Genomic DNA, 24179 nt, shown 5'->3' on the forward strand with positions numbered 1-24179 from the left:
TAGCAAACTGAGTATACATGTCAATGAAACTATATGAACATCTAAATCAGAAACGGAATGGACAAGCTATCCTTAAGCGTTTGCAATGGATGGAGGGTCAACTAAGTTGGATTGGCGAGTTTAATCGAAAAGACTTGGTAACTCGGTTTGCTATTTCTACTCAACAAGCATCCGCTGATATTGCTCTTTACAAAGAGTTTGCTCCAAATAATATAAAGTTTGACAACCGTTCGAAGGTGTTTTTTCTTAGCGAGTCATTCACTCCTTTGTTTGAGCATGAACCGATAGAATGGCTTCAACAGGAGCAACACAAGGAAGTGGGAAATTTACTCGGTCTGGTCGATATCACGGGCATTCCGCAAAAGATGGAGCCTAAGATCTTTCGCACCCTGAATCGCTGTCGGAAATATGAAACCCCAGTGCAGGTAGAGATTGGAGCTTTTTCATCTTCAGAAAAGAGGGAAGACCTAATCTGTCCCCACTCGATAGTAGTAACACCTGTTCGTTGGCATGTGCGAGCTTGGAGTGGACATCGTCAGAAGTTTATTGATCTGCCTATCAGTCGTATCTTAAGCGCAGTACCAAATGACAGTAGGGACTGGGTATCAAAAGAAGCAGATCGTGAGTGGCTTACTGAAATTCCTATTATTTTAGGACCTTCAGAACATCTAGAGCCAAGCCAGCAACAGATGGTTTCTAATGCTTATGGCATGAGTGATGGAGTTGTTGCGATCCCTACCAAGGTTTGCTTGGTCTACTATACACTGGCTACAATGAAACTATTAAATGCTGTTCGTGAGTATAAAGGGGAAGCTATTGACCCTAAGCTAAATATTCGGGTTGTCAACTACAAAGAATTGCTACCACTAGTAAAATATTCCCCCTCTTTTGAATGGAGCAATCGGTTGGAACTCAGTGAAGAAATTCAAGAGTTATCAGATCAAGTTGAACAATCACAGTGTCATATTACTGCTCTACTATCGTCGAACTATCCGTTGTGGCTCGGCTCTGGCTTTGCAAAAATTGCAGCTAGTTATGGCGCAGAGCTTTGCGTTACTAATGGCATTATGAGTACTTTCATGTCGGCAGTGGATTATAAGTCCAGCCCATTGAAAACCTCTTTCTTCCCTATTCTCTTGAGTTTTGCGGGCAAAGGAGAAGATGCTATCGATACTGCTGAAAATATAGCTAATGCTTCAAATGAAGCGGGCATTATTACATGTAACTCTGAGTCCGAAGCAGTTAAAAAACTTTCTACTATCCGCTGCAGTTATCTATTTGGTAAATTCCCTAAACGAGATAAACGTTTTGTTAATATCAAATCAATACTGACTCTAACTGCCTTGGCTGAAGAGTATGCCCGGAAGCAATTTGATTTGCCATTACCTGAACTTGACTTGCAAAGCTGTGCTCAACAGGCGGAAGTAATTGGTATGCGTGCGGCAGAGCAGTTTATTGAAAACTTTAGCTGGCGCACTAAACAGCTTATTGTCGTTGGTAAAGGCTATAATAATCCGCTAGAGCATGTTTGGAAGAGTATACTCGCAGAAGCAGGCATAATGACTCCGACTTGGGTTGATATTAAAGACTTTACTCACGGTGATCATCGGCATGTTAGTCTATATCAAAACCATGCTTTTTTATTACTTGAACAACCAGAGATTAGAGAATATTGCGACATTTTTGAGCGTCGGTTTGGTCAAATTTATCCTATAGAACGCGTCAGTTTAGCTGGTATGTTTAGGGAGCAGTTTTGGTTAAACTTGCTTACAGCGATATTTTTTACTCATCGCTTAACTTATGAGCAAGGTTATAATGGCAATCGTCCTCCCAAGAATGAACAAGTGCACTCTTGGCGTGGGTGGGGAAGATTGAACAATTGAACAATTGAACAATTGAACAATTGAACAATTGAACAATTGAACAATTGAACAATTGAACAATTGAACAATTGAACAATTGAACAAAAGATCATAACTCGTAAGAACACAATTAAAGCACATATTTTTGTCATTTTATATTAGCATTCTTTAGGTTTACACCTGCCACTATCATGATTACCAAGTTATGCGGAAACTCATAATGGGGCAGCAGAAACGAGTTTCGCTGAAGGCCAGCTTTAGGCACATAATTATTACTCATAAAGTGCGAATACTACATTAGCTCACTTTACTGCAAAAACCGTAACCAATGTCTTCATTGAGTCACCCGTAATCATAACAAAGTACATCTTGCTCTCCACGTGCTGCCAGAACTCAGCCTCTTGAGCATATTTTTTTGCTTTTTGGATAGCGATGCTTTTTGGTAATTGGGCTTTAGTTAGCGCAGAACATAGCAGCTTTGAGCACAAAGCCTTCCAAGGATGCTTAGGTGCACCGTCTGAAAGCCGTTCCACAAACCGTTCCAGTGCATGACGAGTAACCACGACAGGTCCAATACTTGGCACATTGATTACCTCATCGATTTCTCTCACTGTAGCATTATCTACGATGTATTCTTCGAAGGAATGTGAGAGCCAATCGTCTCTCTTTTCTACCGAGATCTGTGCTTCTTCGTAACGGGTGAGCAAAAACCTAGTCAGGCTGTAAAGTGAATGCTGAGTTGAGCGTTGTTTCTGTAACTTTTTGATGGCTCCTTTACTGACCCGGATTTGAAGCCCATTACCGCTTCGGTTACTCCCCATCACCTCTTTCACTGACAGTAGGTGATGAATAGCATAAAGCTCAGCTGCAATTGGCTTTTGCTGCTCAGGTAGCTTGTCGTATTGCTCACCTAAATTGACCTTTAGCTCACCACCTCTTCGAAGGCCGGTCTTCCAGTAAACCATAAACTCACCATCAATCTGCTTTGTTAACAGGGTTAATACCATCATGTTTGTTTCTCCTATTGGTTATCTATTTTTCATTCTCCATGTTTTTTCAAATATGCAAGGCGCAAAAAAAGGGGCCGAAGCCCCTTGGATCAGATATGAACTTTAGGAAAGCCCATGGCACCGTAAACATTCAGTACATCATTCCAATCCCAACTTTTCACGCCGAGTGACGTTGGTATCGGAGGGATCAGGACTTGTGTCAGAATGCCTTTCTGCCAGGCTTTTTTCTTGAGTTCATTCGCTGCATTCAGGCCGGTCTCAGAGAGATCGTGGTCTGCCCAGATGTACAGCATTTTCACATTACTTGGTGGTTCAAACCTAGCCAGTAGCGTTGCATTCACAACCGACCAACATGTTTGCCCCGTTGCTCTGGTAACCGCTAAAGCTGTTTCGATGCCTTCAGAAACACCTAATACCTCACCAGGCTCACCTATAGGAATGGCACCACCAGTGATTGTTCTGTCACTGGGTATCGGCATCATCTTTTTAGGCTTTTCAACCGGCGCTTTGAATCCATCTTCACTTAGGTAGATCCGATGAAACGTGGCCGAACGCCCTTGCTGAGTAACGATTTTACCTAGCAGCGCTGGGTAGCTATCGATAAACAGACCATCTTCATCATGGTAAGGCAAGTTTGGATGAAACCTCAGCACCGAATCCCATTCAGGACGAAGCCGCGTAACAATGCCACGACGATGCAAGTAGTTCCAAACCGGTTGCGCACGAGTATCTGCAAGAGATAACGTTTCTCCCCACGTTTGATTCAAACGATGGATAATCGCTTTGTCCTCGTCCTGCTTTCTAGCCCTCCAATCAACTGCGTTACTCGGTATTGGCCGAATAGGCGCTTGTATTTGTCCGGGTTGAATACCAAGAACCTGGCCGATTGCTTCAATAGACTGAGCAAAGTTCCATCCATTAATCCAAGACAACAGTTCAAAGCCATCATGAAAGATACCGCAGGTATTACAAACGCCACCACCGCTATATTCAGCATCTTTGAACAGCCTAAAGCCATCACGACCGCCATGAACAGGACAAGCCACATGACGGCCTTTTCGAGCAATAGCGGCATCAAGTTCTGGCACCAATGCCGCCAAGACTTGAAGCCATTGGCCCTTGAGATATGGCCTTACTGTTTCAATTTGTAAAGGTAACGCCATATAACCTCCTTAAGTAAAAAGCCGACTCCTACCACTGGTGGTAAAAGTCAGCTTAGGTCCTGCATTAAGCCGTTTGGTTAATGCAGGAACGTTAGTCAAGCTGGATATCATGTCGTCTTAATAGCCACATGATGGAATCACGAAGCACATCAGGATCGACAACCGCAGCCATCGCGCAAACACGAAAGCAAAATGGCGCTATTTCGTCATTTTGAATCCACGACAATACATCCTTGCGCAACCGAGTACTGACACGACCATCCAGCAATACACGCATCGCATCCAATAGAATGCCTTCGCGTAACTGCCAGATTTCCGTGTCAGACCAAGTGACTGGGGCATCATCAAACTCAAATAGAAATTCGAGCTGTGATGATGTGTGTTGATGGGACTGCTTTTGTGATGTAGGAGAATGGGCAATGCGCCCATTCATTAAAGATAACCGCGTTCGGCAAGCGAAACGCAGCCCTCGGATGCGACTACGACATGGTCAAGCGTTCGAATATCAACAAGTGACAAGGAGTCACGAAGTCGATGAGTGATGCGTTTATCAGCTTCACTAGGCTCAGGATCACCCGATGGATGGTTATGAACCAGTATCACTGCTGCCGCATTAAGTTCCAAAGCCCGCTTTATTACTTCCCTTGGATATACGCTCGCCGCATCTAAAGTGCCTTTAAATAGCTCTTCAAATCGAATAACGCGATGCTTTGTATCAAGAAACAGCACGCCAAAGACTTCATGCTCATACTCGTGCATCAGTGTTTGCAGGTATGAGAACGCCGACGATGGCTGTTCAATTTTGCGACCTTTACTCAATCGACCACGGGCAAGTTTAAGCGCCATATCTATGATATCCGCTTCAGTCACTTGCTCAGGAACGATGTAAGTACCGACTTCTTCGCCAGCTAAGAACTTTTTGTTTTTCATAGGAGTCTCCAAAAAAAAGCGGAGACGAACCCATGCCCTGCGGGGACGGAATCGTCCCCGCAGGGTGGTAAAGTTGATGTGGTTACTGAATTAACAGTTGTTGTGTTACTTCGAATAACTCACGCTTTAGATCTTTGACGTCATTAATCACAATGCTTTGAGGAAAGAATTTCTCAACACTGCGTGTTTGAATCCCGATCCCCAGCAGCTCAAAGCCACTGCGTCTGCACCGGTCAACAATGTCATGCGTTGCAGCCCAATCATCTGGGTCACCATCCGTTAGCACTATCATTAGCTTTCGCTTCTGTTTTTGCGCTAACAAACTATTTGCCGCAAACCACATCGCTTGTGCCATAGGCGTACAACCTCGTGGTTTTTGGTCAAAACAGGCAGCCCGATGTCGAACCGATTGCTTGGGCAATAACGCGATAGAAACTTCCTGATGAATACCAGGAAAATAACTGACCGCAGGTACAACACCCGGTATGCCTTCCAGTGCCATGGCTAAAGCCAAAGCGGCTTCATTGGCAACATGAAAGTACTTTCGATTACCCTCGCCAATGGGCTTACCCATTGAGCCCGATATATCGACAAGCAAGTGCACAGCAGCATTGGGCGCAATGCGAGGTTGCCTTTGAATAAACAATCTCGACTCACCTGCTTGTGAAGCGGCAAGACGATGGGTTGCAACTCGAAGACCGTGCCCTTTAGCATGATTCCGATTGTCCTGACTGGACTGAACCATGCCCCTAAGTCGGGCTCGAATTTGAGCGGACTCAGACGCCGATAAGGTCAAGATGGCCTCGTCACCCAACATAGCTTGCTCTGTTTGGGGCAAACTGAGTGGAGTGACGCCCTGATGTCCTTCAGCTTGTTCCGACAACACTTCTGCCACTTGTGCAAAGGTATCGGGTTCAAACTGAGCGGCACTGGCCTCTAGGGCTTGTCGCAAATTGTCAGCTTGATCAGAGTTATCTGAATCACCTGTTTCAGCAACATCCCCCGTTGCAGACGAGTCTGTTTCCGGGGTTTGACTATCACTACTGTTATTGCTGTCATTACTCGCATCTTGTCCAATGTCATCACCGCTATCAGCATCAGACTCATCCTGTGGTGGACGAGATTCTTCTTCCAACATGGCAACGATGGCATCGACAAGTTTCAGCACTTCACCTGTAGACCCTAAGCTAGGCACTGCTGTTAGCATGGCGCTTAACCGGCTCATCGCTGTGGCAGGAAAGAGTTGTCTCACTCTTTTATCGACTGCTTGATACAAAGGCGTCAGCGCTTTCTGGCCCAGAAAATGGCATCTCAAGCGGAACAACAACCATGCTTGCAAGTTAGATGCAGGCTCAAGCTGTTCAGGTACACACATTTGCTGTGTGTCCACCATGTACTCAATCACTTGCGAAATACTGCGCCGGGTTCCGGGGTAATCCTTTGCCAATTCGTTTTCAATGCGAACGTCCTCAATGATATTGAGAAGTGCCTTACGGATCGGTTTGGACGACGCCTTCTGCACCATTTCAAAATTAGTATGCCGAATATGCGCCGCTTCATGAGCCAGATAACCCCAAGCTATCTGTTGATAGTGTGGGTCGTCTGGGTTTGCTGTTGGGATCACAATCCGCTCACCATCGGTAAACGCATCTTGTCCTTGAATAAGCACCTTCACACCAAACTTTTCGCCATAAGCGGCGGCAACGATTGGCAGTGCGTTTTTTAATGGATGATTCATGGGAGTCTCCTAATCATTAGGGGGAATACTCCCTCAGCGGGAGCGTTTCCCCGCTGGGAATGTGGATGTTTAAACCTGTGCTTTTAGCTTATCCAGATCGTATTTTTGACCTAACCAAGCCACCAATTGAGCTGGACTCTCGTGCTGTTCAAATGACGTTTTAAGCTGGTCTAAACTCAGGATGTCATCCAATGTCAGACCGTACTGGTCTTGTAACTGAGTAGACACCTCGTGTTGATATTGCAGCCAGGCCCGCTCAAAAGCGGTTTGCTGCAATGCCATGTTTGGAACAAATACCATGGCCGTTACCCAAACACCTTGCCCGTCCGCATCTGCGATCAGCACAGGGTTCTTGGGGATCACGACACTATGTGTTGAGTAGGACCGTTGTACTAACGCTCGACAACACGCCACTTCTGGTATCGATTCGCTTTCAACCGCATCAGTCACACCACGAAAATGTGCTTCAAACTGGTTCAGTTGGCTGGGGTTATGGATGGTTGATTGCATAATTTCCTCTCACAAAGTTCAGAGGACATGCGCCCTTCAGGGCAACATGCCCTCAAGGACGTTAAAAATAAAATGAGTTTGGTACAGTCGAACCAAGGTTTGGTCTGACGGTTGGTTGGGGTATTGCATGCAAGTTATCTGCCTGAGCAGATACTGGCTGTGCGGGTTTAGATTCAGGTTTGGGCATCAGTTGTCTGATATCCAATTGACCTTCACCGTGCATTCTCATCTTGTCTGGATCAGACAAAATTAAAATGGTCGCCATCAGTTCGTGATAGAGATTGTCTGTCACAGGGCCGGTCTTCGGCAGACGAACAAATAAATTGTCCATCGCTTCAACCATCGGCTGAACTCGATGATCCAGGAATGACAAACCATCCAACTTGTCTCTTAACCGCTTCAGAGGATTAAGGGCACGCTGACTGATTTGATTCTTTCCTGCAACGGAACGCTCAAAAAGATCATTGGCATCACGAGCCACCTCCCTAAAGAGGGTGTGTCCCATACCATTGACCTTGTCATCTAAGCCACCAGCTTGTTCAGCTGGTTGCATTCGATAAATGGCATAATCGAACTGAAGCCGTTGTTCCACGTCTTCGATGGGCGATAATGCACGCCGGATTGCATCTGCAAATTCCGGGTGTTTTGCAACCCAGTCAAACGTCACCTGATCATAGTTGTCCAAGAACAACTGCTTGCACTGCGCAAACTCCTGACCGATCCGGTCAAGCTCTGGAACAATCTGATCAATTCTGTCTTCAGGGACGGCATAGCCACCTAAAAACCGCACACCGACTTGCTCACACAAGCGCTGCGCTTCTTTCTTAAGCCTTTCAAAGTTCGCCAATGCCTCAGGGTCGCAAATTTTTTTACTCCCTAAGCTGGCAACATCCTTCGGTGGAAGTTGGCTGCCATTGGCTAGTCTGAAATCTTCAGGCCTTAGTTTTTTTCTACCGCTCCAGATGGAACAGTCGATGTGACAAATCAAAAGTTTGTCGAGGGTTTGAATACTCATAGTGCATCCTCATGCGAGATGGGGACGCACCACTCCCAGCAGGAGCAATGGCCCCCGTTTGGGTGGTAGTAGTTGACGCGCTAATGGCAATACCACTATCAGAAATAGTAATTTTGCGAATCAGGCGACGATTGGTTGAGATCGATTTTCACAGGCATTAAGTCCAGTGCTTCAGCAATCGGGCGAACCCGCTCTAAATCACTGCCTAATAGCCTCAATACATCTTTTTCCAACTTCAGTTGGTCGGATACCTCTATCCCTTCAGGACTCGCTACTGTGAGCGAACACAGAGGTGGTAATTGACGCTTAAAGGCCAGTAACAGCAACAATGGCCATGGGCCATCATCCGTGTTAACAATGCCAGCGCCTTCACCTGACACCATGCTGATTTGATTGGTACTAGGTAATCTGCTTTTGCAAAACCCTAAGGACCATTCTCCAATCCTGACCTGGTTATCATCAATAACAGCCAAGCCATAGGCTTCAAGCAGCTTTGCCATATCGAACAACGCTTTTTGAGCCAGCGAGACTTGGCCATTGACGTCCTTGCGAGTACGAAACTCCCAACTGACGTTATTGGCGCACGCGACGCTATCTAGCGCATTTGAGAATTCAAATGGCCGCCCTTGATGATCGATGCCGACTTGTCCAACCAATCGATAACCCTTGTTGATTTTCTCATTGATTCGTCGGTCTGCTTCAGCGTTAGGATCAGTCGAGTCAATCAATCGCTGCTGCGACAATTGACCAGCTTTTCCAAACCGAACTTCAATCTCCTGGGTGTCTGGTCCAACGTAAATGGCCCATTCTTTGGCTGTCCCATCAGAATGACTGTAACGGTAAAGAGCAAAGCACTTTTCCATCATCAATCCTCCCAGTGGTCACCGAAGACATCAGCGGCAATACGGTGAATGGCTTCACGTTGCTCCAACTCAGCACGAGCCGTCAAAGACCGAACCAGTGCATACTCCACTGCGTTAGGAGCACCTTTAAAAGCAAGTGTTAACTTTGCCCAGCGCACCAAGGTCCGAGTGGACATGGTGATACTAAGCTCTGCACCGCCATCCGCGCCCCCAATAAAAAGACGACGAATGTCACCAGCCACTTTCACCATTTTTTGGCGAAAGACTTCTGGCAAGCCCGGCGCAACATTCTCCAGAATGGCTTCCTCTACAGAAGGCTCTGCATAGGTCGCTTCGATGATTCTAAAGCGATCAAGAAAAGCCAAATTCTGTTGAAGCACGCCTTGATACAAGCCCGTTTGGTCACCGCTGCCCGCACTGTTGCCGGTAGCGATAAAACGAAACTTGTTATGTGGCATGATGATCTCACCGCCATTTTGTGCGATGACCAACGGGGCACCTTCCAAAATGTCATTGAGCCCAGCCAGTTCAGCAGGCTCAGCAAGATCCATTTCATTAATGATCAGCAAATGGCCATGCTTTACAGCCAGTGCCAGCGGTCCATACACAAAGGTCATGTTGCCATTAACCAGCGTGTGGTGACCGATAAGATCGGACAACTCCAATCGACCGTGCGCAGTAATTTGCTGAACAGGCCAATTCAATCGAGAAGCAACTTGGCAAATTAGCGAGGTCTTACCGCATCCAGTGGGGCCTGTAATATACAAACCGTCACCGTCTGGGTTAGACAAAAACGCCAATACGTCACGTAAGTCTTCTTTTCTAAAAACATACTCGTCCTTGCGAACGGGAATGTTTGGATGGGTAGTGTCGGCACTAAATCCTTCCAGAACGAAAGCATCAGGAGCCGGAACATTAAACGCTTGATTCACTTGAACCAAAAATGGAGATTGTTCAGTCATGGTAAACCTCATCTGTTTTGACGAGGCCCCATGCCCTAACAGGGAATGAAGTCCCCGTCGGGTGGTGTGTTGATTGTGGTATGGCTGTGTATGTAAGAGTTCAGCTCGCTCTATCATTCGTACCCAGCATTGGCTACGAGTGAAACTGCTTTCTGATGCACTCGATGTAAGCGCATGAGAAAGGAGCCGAAATCGGCTCCAAGTGAACGTTAAAAGTAAAATGAGCTCGGCGAGTCACCTGGCAGAACCAAGTTCTCTTGCTCAAGGCTGATTTTGATTGGTGTTTCAACGGGCTGCTCTGGCTTATTGGTGCTGATACGCAACCGCTCTTGTGGCGCTTTTCGGTAAGCGGCTAAAACCTGTTCATCCAGCTCGCCTAACTTATCGGTGGCCAATTGCTTATAGTCCACCGTGCCCGCCATCATGTAGCGGCTGAGTTTGACCCCAGCATAATCCGCATGAGCGTAGTTACCCATCATGGCGACCAATTTTGACTGAGCGTCTCGCATTTCCTCTTTCAAAGATTTAATGTGATTTTCCAGTCGGACCACTTCGGCATGTGCTGAGCAATACTGTCGAGACAGCGATGTCCAACGGTATTGGGCTTCACCCTTGGGAACAAAACAATCTTGCTCAGGGCATTTTGACGGTTCTTTTTTGGTCTGTACTAACTCCCAAAACTGAAGCGCTGTTTCTTGCAACTCAGTTAAGAACGCCGCGTCTCGTTGTATTTCAAACTCAATCAGTTGATCCTCAAAATAGAATACCAACCAACCACGCGTGCTATTGGCGACCAGTATTTGATGCTGTACTTGTACCCAATACAACTGGTACGCCTCGCTTTGTTCTCGGTGAGCTTGCACATCCTCAAAAACTGACTGGCAAGGACATTTCAGTTCAACGGGCTCGCCCGCATCGTTGATGCCATCAAAGCTGGCTCGAAAGATTGCGTTATGATCGGCTTCTGCACATAACGGCAGAAGAAAGTCATTATGCGCATTCTCAAATGCTCGCCTTGCTTGAGGCTCCAACCGTATACCGCGAAGCACATTTGGATTATTCGACAGGTCTTCCGGTAATACGAATCCAGTTTTTTCTGCCCATAATCGCCAAGGTGTTTTGTAGGGTGAACGCCCCATAATAATTGGGGCTTCAGATGCCGTAACCCCTGCAATGCGCCACTGGTGCCATGCAGGAGTACGTTGTGATAGGTCGATAACCTTCATATTGTCTCCTTTGAGGGGGAGACTCCCCCGAAGGAGAGAACGCCCCTTCAGGGTTAAGTGGTTACTTTGCAGCTTGTGCTAACGCTGTTTGGTGCTGAACAACACTTGCTTGAACCGAATCAATTGCCGCTTTACCGGCTTGAATCGAACCTACGACAAGGGCAACAACCAATACCAAGCGAAAAAGTGAGGCTGATTTAGTCATGGAAGATCTCCAAAAAAAGACGAGACCTTCCCCCTGACGGGAGAATAATCCCGCCAGGGTTAGTAAAATGAATGCGTGGCGCTAAGAAGCTAAAGGCTGTGTGAGCGCTTTGGCTGCTTGTTGCTGTGCATTAAATATTTCTTGTTTCGCAAACGTCAGTTCAACACCTTGAAAATGTTCATTGGCATATTCCAATGCACTATTCCAAGCGTTTGAAGCTTCCGCCCGCTCGATAAGCTTGTAAACAAGCCCTCGGGTTCGATCATCAACTTGCTCGGGTGGAATCACCGATGGCTCAACAACGTGTGTTGCTTGGCCTTCGATAATTCGCTCCGCTTCGTCTTGATCGAAAATTCCCACAAAGCCAAACGCAATGCGGGAACACTGGATCATGGATTTATGCCTTAGCATTCGCTTAGTGTGCGTCTGCCATGGACCATCTACACGGTAAGGGCCATTTTTGCCGTTACCTTCAAAAGGCGGTCGATAGACTTCATCCAGGTACTCAGTGATTTTGACTGGATGCGAACGGTCGCGCCGGTAGATGATGCATTCCATCCATTCCGGGCATTCTTTCGCGCCATCCAGGGAGACTTTGTTTTCTGAAGTCTTAAACTCCATGCCATCAAACTGGTCGTGTTGATTAATGATGCGAGACCATCCATCGACACCTACCACTGGAATAATCCCAGCTTGTTTATCAGGGAACGCAAAAATCTCTTTGGTGAAAGGGTTCAGGCCGTACTGATCTGCAACCACCAAGAGCGCCATCATCTGCTCATTGGTCGGTGCACTACCGTCACGTTGCTTGAATGCTGTTGCTTTTAGGGTATCGAACAGTTTGTTTGGGTCGACACTAAAGCGCTCAGCAAAGCGTTGGATTAGCTTTGGTTTTTCCATTATGGACTCCGACAATCAAAGTGGGAGTCTGCCCCTGACGGGAAAGTACTCCCGGCTGGGTTAAAGCGTTTTTGCTCGGTTAAAAATCTGGTTCAGGATAAGTTTGTGCCCAATGAGCTTGGGAGCTTGCATCATCCGCCGCTGATGGCTCAGATGTTTTGTTCACACTATCCAGAAGCAGAAACTCGTCCGCGTCCACTTCGGTCAATCGATGCTTAATACCATCTTTCTCCCATGAGCGAGTGCGCTGAGGCCCTTGAACAAAAAGCTTAGCTCCTTTTTGGATCAAATCTTTTGCCCTTAGCCCTAACTTAAATCCACCACGATCTCGAAAAACGACCCGATGCCATTCCGTATGCTCTTTGAGCTCATTGGATTGACGGTCGCGCCATTTCTCAGAAGTGGCCAGCGAAATGCTGGTCACCAAATCACCTGATGGATAGGCTCGCGTCTCTGGCTCAGAGCCAACGTAGCCTATGAGTGTTACTTGGTTTTTCATGATGTTCTCCTCGTCTTAGTTGAACTCTGTGCACACAGTCGCTTCTACCCGACTGGGCAAAGAAGACTGACGACGCAGATAGGTTGGTATTTCGAGTAAAGCCATGTCGTACTGATGTGGCTCTTTGTAATACGCAGATGTCAAACGGGGCATACCAGGAGCTTTAGGCACTGCCATTGGACGACGTTTTGATGTTGGTGTGAGCAATCGTTTGATTTGAATAAGTACAAATAGAAACGGGCGCACGCATTGACGAGCAAGCAATCGCAAAAGCGACCAGCTCAGTTTTGCAAGCAACATAATGCCTGCGACTTGGATAATAAATCCGAAGATATATTCCATTGGTGACTCCTTAATTAGGTTGTGAAGGAGTCACCCCCAACAGGGGAAAACTCCCCCAGTTGGGTGGTGAAAAGGCGAACCGCAAGGAACGCATGGTTGAGCATGTAAAAACATGCAGGCTATTTGTTTAAGGAGGCTAGCTACCTCTTAGTACCACTGAGAAAACTCAGCGGCGGGCTTCCTTTGAGCTCATGCTCTCAGGCGCAGATATCACTGAAACAGATCAGCAATATTTGATAGTCAGTGTAACCGTCTTATCCAGACAGGATAGTTAGAAAGATGCTCAATTCTTCCACCTAGCTGAAAGGCCATTACCTCACAGAGGATTAGGCTAGGGACTGATTATTGTCATATCAGGAGCAAACTTATGGCCCAAGCAAAACCCAATTACTCAAAACCCATCTTTGAACAATCATTCACAATTAACAGCTTACAGGCGCAACGTGTCGTTGACCGTGTTTTTAGGCGCACGGTCAGTGCGCTTTACGGAATCGATGTCATCCTACGCATCATTGGCGATGAGAACGAAATTGATGAAGTGGAACAGATCATTAGCCAGTTGATCGAGGATTGCGCTAAGGCGGTAGACAAAGAACAAGCTCGTTTGGACAAACTGATGGAGTCCAACGGCATCGATGAAGTACCTGACTACACCGACCCGATTACCTTCATCGCCAAAATCAGCTCGCCTCAGGTTGGCCAGTTTGTTGGCTTAGTGCGCAAACTCGATGCATTGATGATCTCAATGGACACCCTCTGGTTATCTAGCGTGCTTAGCAACAAGCAACGTGTTGATGGCAACTACGCATGGCAACAGCGCATCATCAAACTTGCTCGGCGCATTATTGATATCGAAATTCGTGCACGAAAATCAGCCCAAGCTAAGGGTAAAGAAGCAGAAGTTGAGCAAGCGGTGCCTTCAACCGATGACGATATCACTGAAGAGGAAACAGATACCCCCTCCAACTAGCCAGCTAGGCTCCCATCACACTGCCCCTCTTGAAGGGGCTCTTCATCTTGCTGTATTTTCTATCAAAATCATTAAAATGAATTTAACTGTCATTTTTGGCCAATTTACATGAATAGAACTAATTTTCTCGTTACCTTCTTAATAGCGTTGTTCGCTATCCCTGCATTTGCAGAACACCCAACATCGTTCAGCCAGGCAAAACGATTTGCCCGAGAAATTTACCAAGACAACCAGAGTACGTTTTACTGTGGATGTAGCTATAACAATGATGGTGCGATTGATGCTGCATCTTGCGGATATGAACCAAGGAAGCAACCGAAACGAGGAGAACGCTTAGAGTGGGAGCACGTTGTCTCAGCTTGGGAAATTGGCCATCAACGCCAATGCTGGCAAAATGGTGGTCGTCGGAACTGTGAAAAGAATGATGCTGAGTTTTCTAAAATGGTGTCGGATCTCCATAACCTTGTACCATCTGTAGGAGAACTCAATGGGGATAGATCAAATTTTCGATTTGGCATGTTTCCGAATGAACCAAGAGCCTATGGTCTATGTGATTTCGAAGTTTATTTCAAAGACCGTCGAGCAGAACCACCAGCTAACCGTCAGGGTGATATTGCTAGAATTTATTTCTACATGCTAGATCAATACGGCCTAAGACTAAGCAGGCAACAAACTCAGCTTTTTGAAGCTTGGTCAAGAATGGACCCTGTTGATGAATGGGAAATTACACGAGACAATCGAATTAAAGCCTTACAAGGCAATAAAAACCACCATATAAAATAGATAATAAAATAATAGGGGCAGTATGCCCCTATTTTAGATCCCACCAATTAAACTGTATTTATTTTGAAATCTCACTTTGCAACTTAGCTATGAATGGATCTATGGATCTATCGTATTCATTGTAGTGATCAATGCCCGCCATTGAACCATATTCATCGTCAGCTTTTTTTGCAACATTGTTGACCTCCGAGTTTAAATCTGTGAAAACCAACAACGAACCATCAACTTCCTCAAAACTCTCACTATAAGTAGGATTTAACAACCTTACAGTGCTAGACAAATTACCTAAAGCCGCATTAAAACCGGAAACGTCTAAGATCGCATCGGCTTTACTTGAGCCATCCAACTTAACAAGTTCAGACTCTCTATCGCTAAAAGCCTTTGATATTAGCGACTTCCTATTCTCAAGTATTGCTTCTCGTATGAGTTTTTTCCTTAACTTTGTACGAGTAGACTTCGCAGAAGATAGTGTACTACTTGAACTTGAGCTATATGATGGCTCATCATCTTCAGTAACAGCATCATATATTTTTTTTGCCCCCCATATAACAAGAGGAGCAGCGAACCACCAAGCCATAAATACCTCCCATCAAGAGTTAGTCGCTAGACTTAAGAATTAATAACGTGTCATCGATAAGTGAGACACATACATCAACTTCATCAATATCATATTCAACTTTCGCATCAGCCTTTAAATTTTCAATATATTCATCAGTTTTGATGATTAGCTCATCCAAACCAGCTTTGATTGCCTTAGATGTACTATTCCAATACTCAGTTACAGCTTTCTCTATGTCATCAAACACCGACTCTTTACGAATTGCTTCTGCGGCTTTTTTTGCGAGTGATTTTTGCCAACTACCACCAGCTAGTCGATATATTATGTAACCAATTGCCGCAGCAAGAGCAATACCTATGGTAATAGGACCACCGATGGCTGCAACGAATGAAGTTACTGTAGTAACACTTCCAACCAACCCTAAAGACACTAATACTCCAGCTGCCTTTCCAACTAAAATATATGCACCTAAATTACTTGCTATAGTCGATACATATAATGCCATAGCTCCAAGACTTCCTAATCCCGCAAGACCTCCAACAAAAGCCGCTCTCGAGTTAAATTCACTAAACTCTGCACCCAATCCAGATATTTGGGTATCAATTCCTGTAGTTGAGATTGTGGGGGCAGCTTCCTGCCATCTCAGCAACAAAGAATCTAATTCCGTCGATACGGCTTTACCACTAGTCTTTAATGTGCTTTCTAATTTTGTAGTCAAAAGCTGACCAATATAATTGCCTAACTCAGATTGAGCCTCTTTCTTGTCCGAATAGGTGTCATTGATAAGCTCTTCGAGACCTTCAACAGAAGTGTTGTATTTGTAATAGGTACTCATAACATCCAAGTCGTGTTTTTTGTGGCTATTACATGATTCAATGAGAGAGTTAAAATCTTTTATCAACTGAGTAGACAACTCACGAAATCGCGCATCCTTCTCGTTGACCTCCTTAATTCTTTCGAAAGTCTCCGATTTCTTGTTTTTTAGATTTTCAATCTCACTCAATAGCATATTTTCGATATTCTTTAGAATATTAGAAATATACTTATCTACTATTGATGCTTGGTTCAAAGTTAGAGACGAAGCCATTTCGGTGATTTTTCGCAATGTATCACTACGATAGTCATTATTTTCACGCCAAAATGGTTGAACTCGTGCTGTTAGTTCTGAACTTTCTGGTAATTGCGTAATAAATCCATCTTCCATCCATGATGAAAATATTAAATTATCTAGTTGCTTCTTAATTCTCTTGAAGGTTACACGACCTACAGCTTCCACATCATCCTTGCTTATTTCAGAGTGACAATGAGACTGAATGAACATTAAATGATCAAGTGGTTTCTCCTTATCCACTGGTGGTCTCTGCCTGATGATATTTGATGCAAACCCTAAATCACTATCTTTGAAAAAACCCGTATGATTTGAAACAAAAACCACACCATCAGCAAGTTCTACACCACCGAGAGCCTTCTCAGTATCAGACTCATCTGAACCGTTAAGATCCCCAGGGGTATCCAACAACCAAACCGAACGAAGTATCTCGGAATCTGAAAAAACAATTGCGATATAAGCCTCATTTAATACATCATCTTCATGATTGTGTACTCCTAATCTATCCAATATTTCTGAACCACCTTGTTCAATTAAATATTTTTCGACATCAACTGGTGAATGAACCATATGCGGCTTAAAGCCCTTCTTAAACACAGCCACATTTCCTGAAATTGTTTCAGGCTTATCTGATTCGTGCATAAGAAGATTAACAACACATGTTGCTGGTTGGTATTTGGTCGGGAGCAATGACTGATTGATAACAGTGTTAATCAGTGTTGACTTACCTGCATCAAAATGACCAAAACATCCAATTACAGGCTTTCTATTAAGTCCATCTACTACAGCCTCAAGCTGTTCAACCTTACTTTTAAGCCCTATTGAATCGATATACTCATGATTGTAGCAATCGATACTATCTTTCACTGATGAAATAAGCGACTTCGCTGCCTCTACCTTAATTTTGATAGTTTGCTCACCAACTTCTGACATAATGTAATCATCCTCTTTATAAGTGTATTCCGTTAAAATTTCATAATACTTGCTTGGCTGAATCCCAACAGCTGATAAATACCCAGCAATCTTAATTGCATCAGCATTCATTGGTTGACTTTCAATTCTTGAAACAGCCCGTTGATCCAGTGTTCTTCCAATTCCAAAAACCTCAGACCTTGCAGCAACATCACTTTGGGACAAACCCGCATTTTCTCGGCTTGAAATTAAGAAAGTTCTTAAACGCTCATTTAGTTCATCGTGTTTCATTTTTGAGACCTATGATTTCAGCCACTTGTATATACCGTAAGTTCCAGCACCAATCGCCAATGGAGCTGCCGCAGTAATTGCAAGCCCGGCAACCATTCCACCACCAACTACACCACCTATGGCGGCAAGACCGGAAGTGACACCAGCAGCGCTTAAACCTGCAACGGAACCTACCGCTGATACGGCACCAATTGAACCACCTACACCGCCGAGGCCACCAACAGCACCAGCGACTTTCGATTTATCTTCCATTTCCATACCAACATCTAGACAAATATGACTAACACAACAACAATTTAGACAATTAAGTCTAACATGTCAACACATCAGACCTATTTGTCTAAATTTTTTACGTGAAATGTAAATTGAGAACTGTACAGCTCAGCACGCAAGGAATACAAATACCAAGGTTGGGTAATGCTTTCTCAGAAGTTCAATGGTTATTTCATATCGATATAGAAGGCTTTGCATCACAAAGCCTTCTGTTCTAAGAGTGCACTCAATTATTTCCAGAAATTTCTTCCGTCGCCTCCTGACGCAGTTTCTGGGCATCCATGCCGTTTAGCCGTTCAATGGCCCTGTCTGCGGCACTCTGACGATTTCCATCAACGTTTAGCGTGCTTCCTGAGCCGGTGAGTCGTTCCAGATCCAGTGACGGCACTTCAGGTAGGTTGCCCGTGATCGACAAAATACCTATCCATTCATCCAGATTGACTTGGCTCCAATCTACCTGGTTTAACTGACTCGCGGTCAAACCTTCACAGTTTGGTGACTTGGCACTGCCCCAACCAAGGCCCAATTGAGGACGTACTTGTTCTTGAATTATCCGTGAAAGCGGCGAAGTAAAGCAGCAATATGATTGCCGTTTCTCAACACAGGCACCTAAGAACTTAGACTTGCAGTAAGAGCCTACGTAGTGGCAACTCTTCAATACCCGCTTAGCGTTCATCTCAAACTCACTCTGCTCACATTTCCAGATAAGCTGAATGAGGATCATGGTGACTGAGTAAATCATGTAGGCCGTCATAACCGTACTCAGAACCGCGCCAGCAGCGCCACCCAGCGCAAAGTTACCACCCGATACAACACCATCGGCTCCAACCGCGCCACCAACGTTACTAAACAGTGCCGATTGCGCCCCCGAACCAAAGGTAGAGCCTACCCACTCAGCCGTTTTGTTGGTCAACACCTGCATAAAGCCAGTCGCAGCTTGCTCCGCTCCCGCGCCAGCAGCCGCTGATGGCCCAGCCCCCATGAGAGAGTCCCATGCAGACACAAAAGGCTCTTTAACCGCACTCCAGGTACTCGTGATCGGTTCCCTAAGCGTATTCCACGAACCATAGATTGCCGAAGACGGATTCATGGCCATGACTGCCGTATCAAGCTTGTTAACCGCCACTATCATCGTGATGTAGTCCGATAACGACACGCCACTTGGCTTTTCACAGCAATCCACTATGCCACCAACGGCTTTTTTGCACTGGCCAGCATTACCTTTAAAGACCGTACACTCGACGTTATCTTGGCCATCAGCTCCCGTGCATGACATATCATTGGTCATAAACTGCGCAGCATTGAGCATCGCAGCGGCCTCTGCAAAGTTAGCCTGCTTGATTGACTCTGGCTCTAAACAATCTGTGCCCATACAGCGAACTGGGCCCTCACAGTTGAATTGAGTTTCCATTCGTGCATTTTGCACTTCAACGCTTTGTCCACAGTCATACACCAGACTTTGGATATAACAGAAGCCTTCATGACCAGCTCCGCCTTCAGTGCATTCGGTTCTGACATATTGGCAAGCCGGATTTTGCTCTAGCGCTGCACACGTATTGGTGGTCGTGTTTTGTCCGTTATTGACGATAGTTTGAGTATTACCATTGGCATCTACCCAGCTATCTGAGCTGCCCATGTTGAACTCAGGATGAGCAGTCGAAGCATTGTAGGTCGCTCTTGCCCTCCAGCATGAGAGCCCCAGTCCATCAGAGCTTCCACGACTGGTTAAATGAGCAGGAGACGAAACAACCGCCGGATAAAGACTTCCAAGCTTAGCCAACTCGCCACTACCAACCGTTAACCCGTCGATTCGTTTTGTGCCAGTATCCAAACACTGCCACTGCACCGCAGTAAACTGATCCGTTTGCATCAAGCATTGGTCTATGCCCGGATCACTTGATTGATGAACAATGTCTTGCTCTAAGTATTTGCCAGAGAAGGTCAATGAAGCGCTCAGTTTCGCAGGAGCCAAACACTTCTGAACTTCTCGGCTGCAAGTGTCGAAATCGACTTTGTTCCAGCCGGATTCACATCTGGAACGAGTGACTTCCTGAGGTTCATGCCACGAAATAATCGACCCATTAACGACCTTGCACAATGAGCCAACCAAGGTTCCTTTTGGACAGGTCATTTCAGGGTACTTAATGGACGGTTTCGTCTCTGTGACCGATTCTTTATTGCCCGTCAGTGAGAGTGTCGTTTTCCAACCATTTGCCTTGGATGGCGACTCGGTGATTTTTATCTCAGTATTTTGATTATCAAAAATCCTCAGTGTCGCGTTTCCAGTTTGCATAGTACTGCTGTGCTGTGGAACAAAGCTGAGCGTTTCAGAGCTAAAGCAACCGCGCTCAATGGACCAGCTTTGTTGATGTGTTTCAGCGGATACACGTCGCTCTAACTGACACTGAGTAAGCGTGCTGATCTTCTCGCACACCTGGTAATCCGGTACATGCTTGGTTTCAGTAAATGGCGTAATCGTCTGAGTAGGCTCACAGGCCTCAAAACTACTCGGCATAAGATTGGATACCACACACTTTGGATCGCTGGTTTGCAATCCACAGTCATAGGTATCGGTAAAACGAATGCATTCACCTTTATCATTGGTCTCGGCACATTCTGACGACATGAATCCACAGGAAGGATTTGCTTCAAGCACTTGGCAGGCCTGATTTTCAATCCCCTTATAGCTTTCGTCATCCACACTCACTTGTACACGCCGACACAAAGGCGATATGCCAGCCACAGGGCTTGGGGCAAAATAGGATTCACAAACTGAAACACCATTGACCACCGTACATCCGTTGGTTGAAGAAGGCTGATCCGTGCATTGAATGCTGTAGTCTGAAAACTTCGTCGGGATATCCGCTGCTTGTTCGATACAGGATTGTGGCGACCAACTATCATTCATCACCACCTTGGTTGGATCAAAGCGCACCTTGATGCGTGCATACCCCTCACCACTACCCGTTACCGATACGCGAATTTTTACCGGCACTTCTAAACCTGGTTCTACCGCTTTTAGCTTGGCAGTGAGATCGGTATTTGGATTGCGCTCCCAACTGGTACTGAGCTCGCAGCGACCTGCCGTTTCTGGTGGAAAGTTATTGTTCGGCCCAGACCAGACTTTCTGATCGCCAAGCCACACTTGCATGTAGTCATCCCATTTGGCGTACTCAAGAACGGCTGAGGTAATCGCATCGGGGTTCACGACTTTGAGTGTGATGGCCTGTTCAAACACTTTACAACGGCCACTCCAGTAGTTGTCACCAATTCGTCCTATCCAAACTTCAAGACACCCCTCACCACAAGAGCGAAGGTTCATCGGTCCAGAAACATGCTCAATAATGCCTGCCGTGTAATCGTGAGTAATAGTGCAGCTGTTAACCGCTGTATTGAGCCTGTCACATTGCTGGTAATTTGGGCTGCCTTCACCTTGAGACTCACAGCCTGGGAAGCTTTGGGTTAATAGATTGGGGTCAGTTTGAACCGCATCAGTTAATGCCCAAAGGGGATCATTGACCATATCTGGCCGAGACCTGTCTTTGATTTGTTGTAGCGAACGAAACGCGTCACCCGTAGCGCCAATTTCGGATGCCATGCTCTCTTGGCGCTGCGTCCCCAATTGATTCATGCTGGCATCAGAGCCATAAACGCCCGTTAAGACATCCAATGAGCCCTGATCCATACCAGGGAAAAGCTCTTGCAAGTTAATGGACTCATTACCACTGCCATTCGGCACCGACAATGTATTGCCATTGAGTGCGGGCATCGTCCAGTTTTGCAGCAATTGCTTACCTTCTTGTTGTCCGCTTAGGCCGGATTGGCGCTGCACATCAGCGGCCACACCATGTAAGGGCAAGCACGCCATAGTGATTGATAAAATACCCGCTAACACTCGGGTAAAAAGTGTTGGTTTCATGGTTAACCTCCCGAGTTACAGCAATCTTGCCAGCGCCACAAAATGTAGAGCGCATCTTCTCCGGCACCGGGGATCGTTCGCCACTCTCCCCATTTCATGGTGCTTTCACCAATGACATGCGCACTTTCAGTTTCTGGTACAGGGAAGAACATACTCATCTTGTATTGGGATTTCGGCAGCATGGGTTCGATAACAGGTCGGCATAGCGCACTGTTCCCCATTGTTCGCCTTGCAAGACCACGCCTGTGTTGAGCTGCGATTGCACGCGCCGCTAAATGGCTGGTGTTTTCTGCTAATGAGCCAAAGGCTAAGGTATGGCCAGATAACGGATAGAGATGCCCCCAACTGCCAGCACACCAAAACAACTGGTCGATGGGTTTACCAAGCGTTGATGAGGCAGCGTCAGCGGTACAAGCAGATATAGCCAATGGATTGGCAACGGCAGCCGCTTCAGGCTGAGTAAAAAAGGCCAGTTCATCGTTCAGCCATGTTGGGTCCAATTCCGACAAATACATCAAGTCAAAGTCCATGTAACCATCGGCATTGCAATTGCCATCCATGAACAAATCGAGCATGACCAAAAGCGGAAAGGCGTAATAATGGTAATGGTAGAAAGCGAGATCACCGGTGTCGTATTCACCCTCGCCATGACCACCTTGCAGTCGTCTATCACCTAACGGTAAACGAATCCCTCCCAGGGAAGGCGAACAGCCCGGCGATCTGACCAGTTCAATCAGACGAGCTGGCTCCCACATGCTGGTAACAATACCTGGTCTTGGCACGCCTAAGTTGTCTTCACATAAGCAAAATGACTTGTTTGATGCGCCGCTTGGGACACTGCCTGAGCCAAGCGGAAGCCCTGCAACCCGGATAGGAAAAATGCATGACCAGCAAACATCCGTCAGCAACTTGCCCGACAATAAACCCGCGTCTGGGCAGGTCAGGTCGGCTTTAGCAGGAATAGATGCGCCCAGGACAAGCATGACAACGAGAGTCCGCAACCGACGATACGTATTATTGAGCTTTTTCATGAACAAGCTCCTTTGCTGGAATTTCTTCTATTTCAAACGCAAACCCCTTTGCTTGAACAAACGATGGGGTGACTTGCAGATCAAAGCGCTGCTTTAGCGAGGCATTGAGAAGGTAAACCGGACTATCCAATGTCTTTTCGAGCGCATTGAGGCGATTCCAGCCTTGGGCACGGTCGAGCTGCGTGGTGATAAGCGTAATGCGGCGCAGTGTCCTATCTTGCGTCTTAAGCCAATGCGCTACTGCGTCCACTTCCTCAGAGTTCGACGCATTAAACACCACGAGCTGCTGAGTAAATGGCAAGGCTTTGAGCGGGTTAATACGCGTTCCTGCTGGGATCAATGTTCGGCCATTAGCATCCAATAGTGGCCGCTGCATGACGATGGTTGGATCAACCATTCTTATCCGATACTGCGTGGCTTTGGGTAAGTCAGTAAATGTTTGGCGAGACCAGAAACGCTCAATGGCTTTTTTCTTTAACGCGCCGAGGTCAAGCGACTGTAAACGCTGCATCGCCACTTGCATCAAATCCGGTTCTAAAATCGAATGAATCGGACCGCGTTGACCCAATGAACCGCTATTGCCAGTTTCAATTTGTCGCTGCAACCAGTCCTTGCTGTAAACCCCTAGTGCACTTGCAGTCACCTTGTCATCGTCTATGCGGAAAATGGCAGGCACGCTAGTCACCCGCCAGTGCACAAAGGCTTTCGGATCGATTCGAACCTGAGGAACAGGATCAAGTCCCGCCATCAGGGTATGCCAATCACGGATAGCCGCCCCCAAGGTCTTTCCTTCAGGAATTCCCCGAAACAACACAATAGCGCCGGTAGCACTGGCCTCTTTAAATAGCTGCTTCAGTGACGAATCACCCAATGAGGACGACGCAAATATCAACCATTCATCGCTGTGTTTGAGCGACACAGGTTGTTCAACCGGTGCAAAAGGCTCAATAAATTCAGATGAGCCATCCACAGCACTTTGTAAAATGCTGCGGCTCATTTCGACGATCTTTTTGTCTTCGTCTGACAACGGATAAGGCTCTTGTGCCCAGGAAACTTGAACCCAAGACAATGGAGCAACCAACCAAAATAAGAGACATAGTCTTTGCAT

At 46.2% G+C, this 24179-nt stretch carries 23 protein-coding genes; 3 read left to right on the forward strand and 20 right to left on the reverse strand.

The annotated features are described in order from the left end of the window. Positions 1-23 precede the first annotated feature (23 nt). Complete coding sequence (locus E5N72_RS15240) at positions 24-1883, forward strand: hypothetical protein (RefSeq protein WP_135925896.1); 1860 nt, start codon at positions 24-26, stop codon at positions 1881-1883. A 281-nt stretch (positions 1884-2164) separates the two neighbouring features. Here E5N72_RS15240 and E5N72_RS15245 read toward each other — a convergent pair whose 3' ends face one another. From E5N72_RS15245 to E5N72_RS15305, 14 genes are all read right to left on the reverse strand, one after another. After that, the gene (locus E5N72_RS15245) at positions 2165-2872 is read right to left on the reverse strand and encodes a hypothetical protein (RefSeq protein WP_135925897.1); all 708 of its coding nucleotides are present in this window, start codon (positions 2870-2872) and stop codon (positions 2165-2167) included. A gap of 89 nt (positions 2873-2961) precedes the next feature. Further along, positions 2962-4035 carry a primase-helicase zinc-binding domain-containing protein gene (locus E5N72_RS15250; protein ID WP_135925898.1) on the reverse strand — a complete coding sequence of 358 codons (1074 nt, stop codon included), beginning with the start codon at positions 4033-4035 and terminating at the stop codon, positions 2962-2964. A gap of 91 nt (positions 4036-4126) precedes the next feature. After that, positions 4127-4468, reverse strand: coding sequence for a plasmid-related protein (locus tag E5N72_RS15255; RefSeq protein ID WP_135925899.1), 342 nt, complete (start codon positions 4466-4468; stop codon positions 4127-4129). After that, entirely contained in the window at positions 4468-4965 is a 498-nt protein-coding gene (radC, locus tag E5N72_RS15260) for a DNA repair protein RadC (protein WP_135925900.1), read from the reverse strand. The genes E5N72_RS15255 and radC overlap by 1 nt, the downstream gene beginning before the upstream one ends. 82 nt (positions 4966-5047) lie before the next feature. Beyond that, positions 5048-6703, reverse strand: a complete 1656-nt coding sequence (locus E5N72_RS15265) for a VWA domain-containing protein (protein ID WP_135925901.1) — start codon at positions 6701-6703, stop codon at positions 5048-5050. A gap of 69 nt (positions 6704-6772) precedes the next feature. Beyond that, entirely contained in the window at positions 6773-7213 is a 441-nt protein-coding gene (locus E5N72_RS15270; RefSeq protein ID WP_135925902.1) for a hypothetical protein, read from the reverse strand. A gap of 61 nt (positions 7214-7274) precedes the next feature. Then, positions 7275-8228, reverse strand: coding sequence for a DUF3150 domain-containing protein (locus E5N72_RS15275; protein ID WP_135925903.1), 954 nt, complete (start codon positions 8226-8228; stop codon positions 7275-7277). 98 nt (positions 8229-8326) lie between these two features. Further along, the gene (locus E5N72_RS15280; protein WP_135925904.1) at positions 8327-9094 is read right to left on the reverse strand and encodes a WGR domain-containing protein; all 768 of its coding nucleotides are present in this window, start codon (positions 9092-9094) and stop codon (positions 8327-8329) included. After that, positions 9094-10053: an AAA family ATPase gene (locus tag E5N72_RS15285; protein WP_007104990.1), complete on the reverse strand. Its 960-nt coding sequence runs from the start codon at positions 10051-10053 to the stop codon at positions 9094-9096. The genes E5N72_RS15280 and E5N72_RS15285 overlap by 1 nt, the downstream gene beginning before the upstream one ends. Before the next feature lie 209 nt (positions 10054-10262). After that, entirely contained in the window at positions 10263-11279 is a 1017-nt protein-coding gene (locus tag E5N72_RS15290) for a lambda-exonuclease family protein (RefSeq protein WP_000862954.1), read from the reverse strand. Between the two features lie 61 nt (positions 11280-11340). Further along, positions 11341-11484 carry a hypothetical protein gene (locus E5N72_RS20620; protein ID WP_000167275.1) on the reverse strand — a complete coding sequence of 48 codons (144 nt, stop codon included), beginning with the start codon at positions 11482-11484 and terminating at the stop codon, positions 11341-11343. Positions 11485-11565: 81 nt separating this feature from the next. Next, complete coding sequence (bet, locus tag E5N72_RS15295) at positions 11566-12384, reverse strand: phage recombination protein Bet (protein WP_000414662.1); 819 nt, start codon at positions 12382-12384, stop codon at positions 11566-11568. A 79-nt stretch (positions 12385-12463) separates the two neighbouring features. Continuing rightward, positions 12464-12883, reverse strand: a complete 420-nt coding sequence (ssb, locus tag E5N72_RS15300) for a single-stranded DNA-binding protein (protein WP_135925905.1) — start codon at positions 12881-12883, stop codon at positions 12464-12466. Between the two features lie 15 nt (positions 12884-12898). Continuing rightward, positions 12899-13225: a plasmid-related protein gene (locus E5N72_RS15305; protein ID WP_135925906.1), complete on the reverse strand. Its 327-nt coding sequence runs from the start codon at positions 13223-13225 to the stop codon at positions 12899-12901. 367 nt (positions 13226-13592) lie between these two features. On the opposite strand from E5N72_RS15305, the gene E5N72_RS15310 reads away from it, so the two are divergent. Next, positions 13593-14195 carry a hypothetical protein gene (locus tag E5N72_RS15310; RefSeq protein ID WP_135925907.1) on the forward strand — a complete coding sequence of 201 codons (603 nt, stop codon included), beginning with the start codon at positions 13593-13595 and terminating at the stop codon, positions 14193-14195. Positions 14196-14303: 108 nt separating this feature from the next. After that, entirely contained in the window at positions 14304-14978 is a 675-nt protein-coding gene (locus E5N72_RS15315) for an endonuclease (protein ID WP_135925908.1), read from the forward strand. Between the two features lie 58 nt (positions 14979-15036). Here the strand turns inward: E5N72_RS15315 and E5N72_RS15320 are convergent, their stop codons facing one another. From E5N72_RS15320 to E5N72_RS15345, 6 genes are all read right to left on the reverse strand, one after another. Further along, entirely contained in the window at positions 15037-15555 is a 519-nt protein-coding gene (locus E5N72_RS15320) for a hypothetical protein (protein WP_135925909.1), read from the reverse strand. A 19-nt stretch (positions 15556-15574) separates the two neighbouring features. Continuing rightward, positions 15575-17848: a dynamin family protein gene (locus E5N72_RS15325; protein ID WP_135925910.1), complete on the reverse strand. Its 2274-nt coding sequence runs from the start codon at positions 17846-17848 to the stop codon at positions 15575-15577. Positions 17849-17857: 9 nt separating this feature from the next. Then, positions 17858-18100: a hypothetical protein gene (locus E5N72_RS15330; protein ID WP_240704530.1), complete on the reverse strand. Its 243-nt coding sequence runs from the start codon at positions 18098-18100 to the stop codon at positions 17858-17860. Positions 18101-18347: 247 nt separating this feature from the next. Continuing rightward, positions 18348-22040 (reverse strand): conjugal transfer protein TraN, encoded by a 3693-nt coding sequence (traN, locus tag E5N72_RS15335; protein WP_135925912.1) that lies wholly within the window; start codon positions 22038-22040, stop codon positions 18348-18350. Between the two features lie 2 nt (positions 22041-22042). Further along, positions 22043-23071, reverse strand: coding sequence for a TraU family protein (locus tag E5N72_RS15340; RefSeq protein ID WP_135925913.1), 1029 nt, complete (start codon positions 23069-23071; stop codon positions 22043-22045). Further along, entirely contained in the window at positions 23055-24179 is a 1125-nt protein-coding gene (locus E5N72_RS15345) for a TrbC family F-type conjugative pilus assembly protein (protein WP_135926306.1), read from the reverse strand. Before E5N72_RS15345 ends, E5N72_RS15340 begins: the two co-directional genes overlap by 17 nt.

This window comes from Pseudoalteromonas sp. MEBiC 03607 (assembly GCF_004792295.1).
GTDB lineage: Bacteria > Pseudomonadota > Gammaproteobacteria > Enterobacterales > Alteromonadaceae > Pseudoalteromonas > Pseudoalteromonas lipolytica_C.

Excerpts from the sequence above, each read along its gene's own strand:
- E5N72_RS15255 (WP_135925899.1), bottom strand. The coding sequence starts at position 4,468 with ATGAATGGGCGCATTGCCCATTCTCCTACATCACAAAAGCAGTCCCAT.
- E5N72_RS15330 (WP_240704530.1), bottom strand. The coding sequence starts at position 18,100 with ATGGAAGATAAATCGAAAGTCGCTGGTGCTGTTGGTGGCCTCGGCGGT.
- E5N72_RS15310 (WP_135925907.1), top strand. The coding sequence starts at position 13,593 with ATGGCCCAAGCAAAACCCAATTACTCAAAACCCATCTTTGAACAATCA.
- E5N72_RS15270 (WP_135925902.1), bottom strand. The coding sequence starts at position 7,213 with ATGCAATCAACCATCCATAACCCCAGCCAACTGAACCAGTTTGAAGCA.
- radC (WP_135925900.1), bottom strand. The coding sequence starts at position 4,965 with ATGAAAAACAAAAAGTTCTTAGCTGGCGAAGAAGTCGGTACTTACATC.
- E5N72_RS15285 (WP_007104990.1), bottom strand. The coding sequence starts at position 10,053 with ATGACTGAACAATCTCCATTTTTGGTTCAAGTGAATCAAGCGTTTAAT.
- E5N72_RS15275 (WP_135925903.1), bottom strand. The coding sequence starts at position 8,228 with ATGAGTATTCAAACCCTCGACAAACTTTTGATTTGTCACATCGACTGT.
- E5N72_RS20620 (WP_000167275.1), bottom strand. The coding sequence starts at position 11,484 with ATGACTAAATCAGCCTCACTTTTTCGCTTGGTATTGGTTGTTGCCCTT.
- E5N72_RS15240 (WP_135925896.1), top strand. The coding sequence starts at position 24 with ATGAAACTATATGAACATCTAAATCAGAAACGGAATGGACAAGCTATC.
- E5N72_RS15315 (WP_135925908.1), top strand. The coding sequence starts at position 14,304 with ATGAATAGAACTAATTTTCTCGTTACCTTCTTAATAGCGTTGTTCGCT.
- E5N72_RS15345 (WP_135926306.1), bottom strand. The coding sequence starts at position 24,179 with ATGCAAAGACTATGTCTCTTATTTTGGTTGGTTGCTCCATTGTCTTGG.
- bet (WP_000414662.1), bottom strand. The coding sequence starts at position 12,384 with ATGGAAAAACCAAAGCTAATCCAACGCTTTGCTGAGCGCTTTAGTGTC.
- E5N72_RS15250 (WP_135925898.1), bottom strand. The coding sequence starts at position 4,035 with ATGGCGTTACCTTTACAAATTGAAACAGTAAGGCCATATCTCAAGGGC.
- E5N72_RS15325 (WP_135925910.1), bottom strand. The coding sequence starts at position 17,848 with ATGAAACACGATGAACTAAATGAGCGTTTAAGAACTTTCTTAATTTCA.
- E5N72_RS15245 (WP_135925897.1), bottom strand. The coding sequence starts at position 2,872 with ATGATGGTATTAACCCTGTTAACAAAGCAGATTGATGGTGAGTTTATG.
- E5N72_RS15305 (WP_135925906.1), bottom strand. The coding sequence starts at position 13,225 with ATGGAATATATCTTCGGATTTATTATCCAAGTCGCAGGCATTATGTTG.
- traN (WP_135925912.1), bottom strand. The coding sequence starts at position 22,040 with ATGAAACCAACACTTTTTACCCGAGTGTTAGCGGGTATTTTATCAATC.
- E5N72_RS15280 (WP_135925904.1), bottom strand. The coding sequence starts at position 9,094 with ATGATGGAAAAGTGCTTTGCTCTTTACCGTTACAGTCATTCTGATGGG.
- E5N72_RS15320 (WP_135925909.1), bottom strand. The coding sequence starts at position 15,555 with ATGGCTTGGTGGTTCGCTGCTCCTCTTGTTATATGGGGGGCAAAAAAA.
- ssb (WP_135925905.1), bottom strand. The coding sequence starts at position 12,883 with ATGAAAAACCAAGTAACACTCATAGGCTACGTTGGCTCTGAGCCAGAG.
- E5N72_RS15290 (WP_000862954.1), bottom strand. The coding sequence starts at position 11,279 with ATGAAGGTTATCGACCTATCACAACGTACTCCTGCATGGCACCAGTGG.
- E5N72_RS15340 (WP_135925913.1), bottom strand. The coding sequence starts at position 23,071 with ATGAAAAAGCTCAATAATACGTATCGTCGGTTGCGGACTCTCGTTGTC.
- E5N72_RS15265 (WP_135925901.1), bottom strand. The coding sequence starts at position 6,703 with ATGAATCATCCATTAAAAAACGCACTGCCAATCGTTGCCGCCGCTTAT.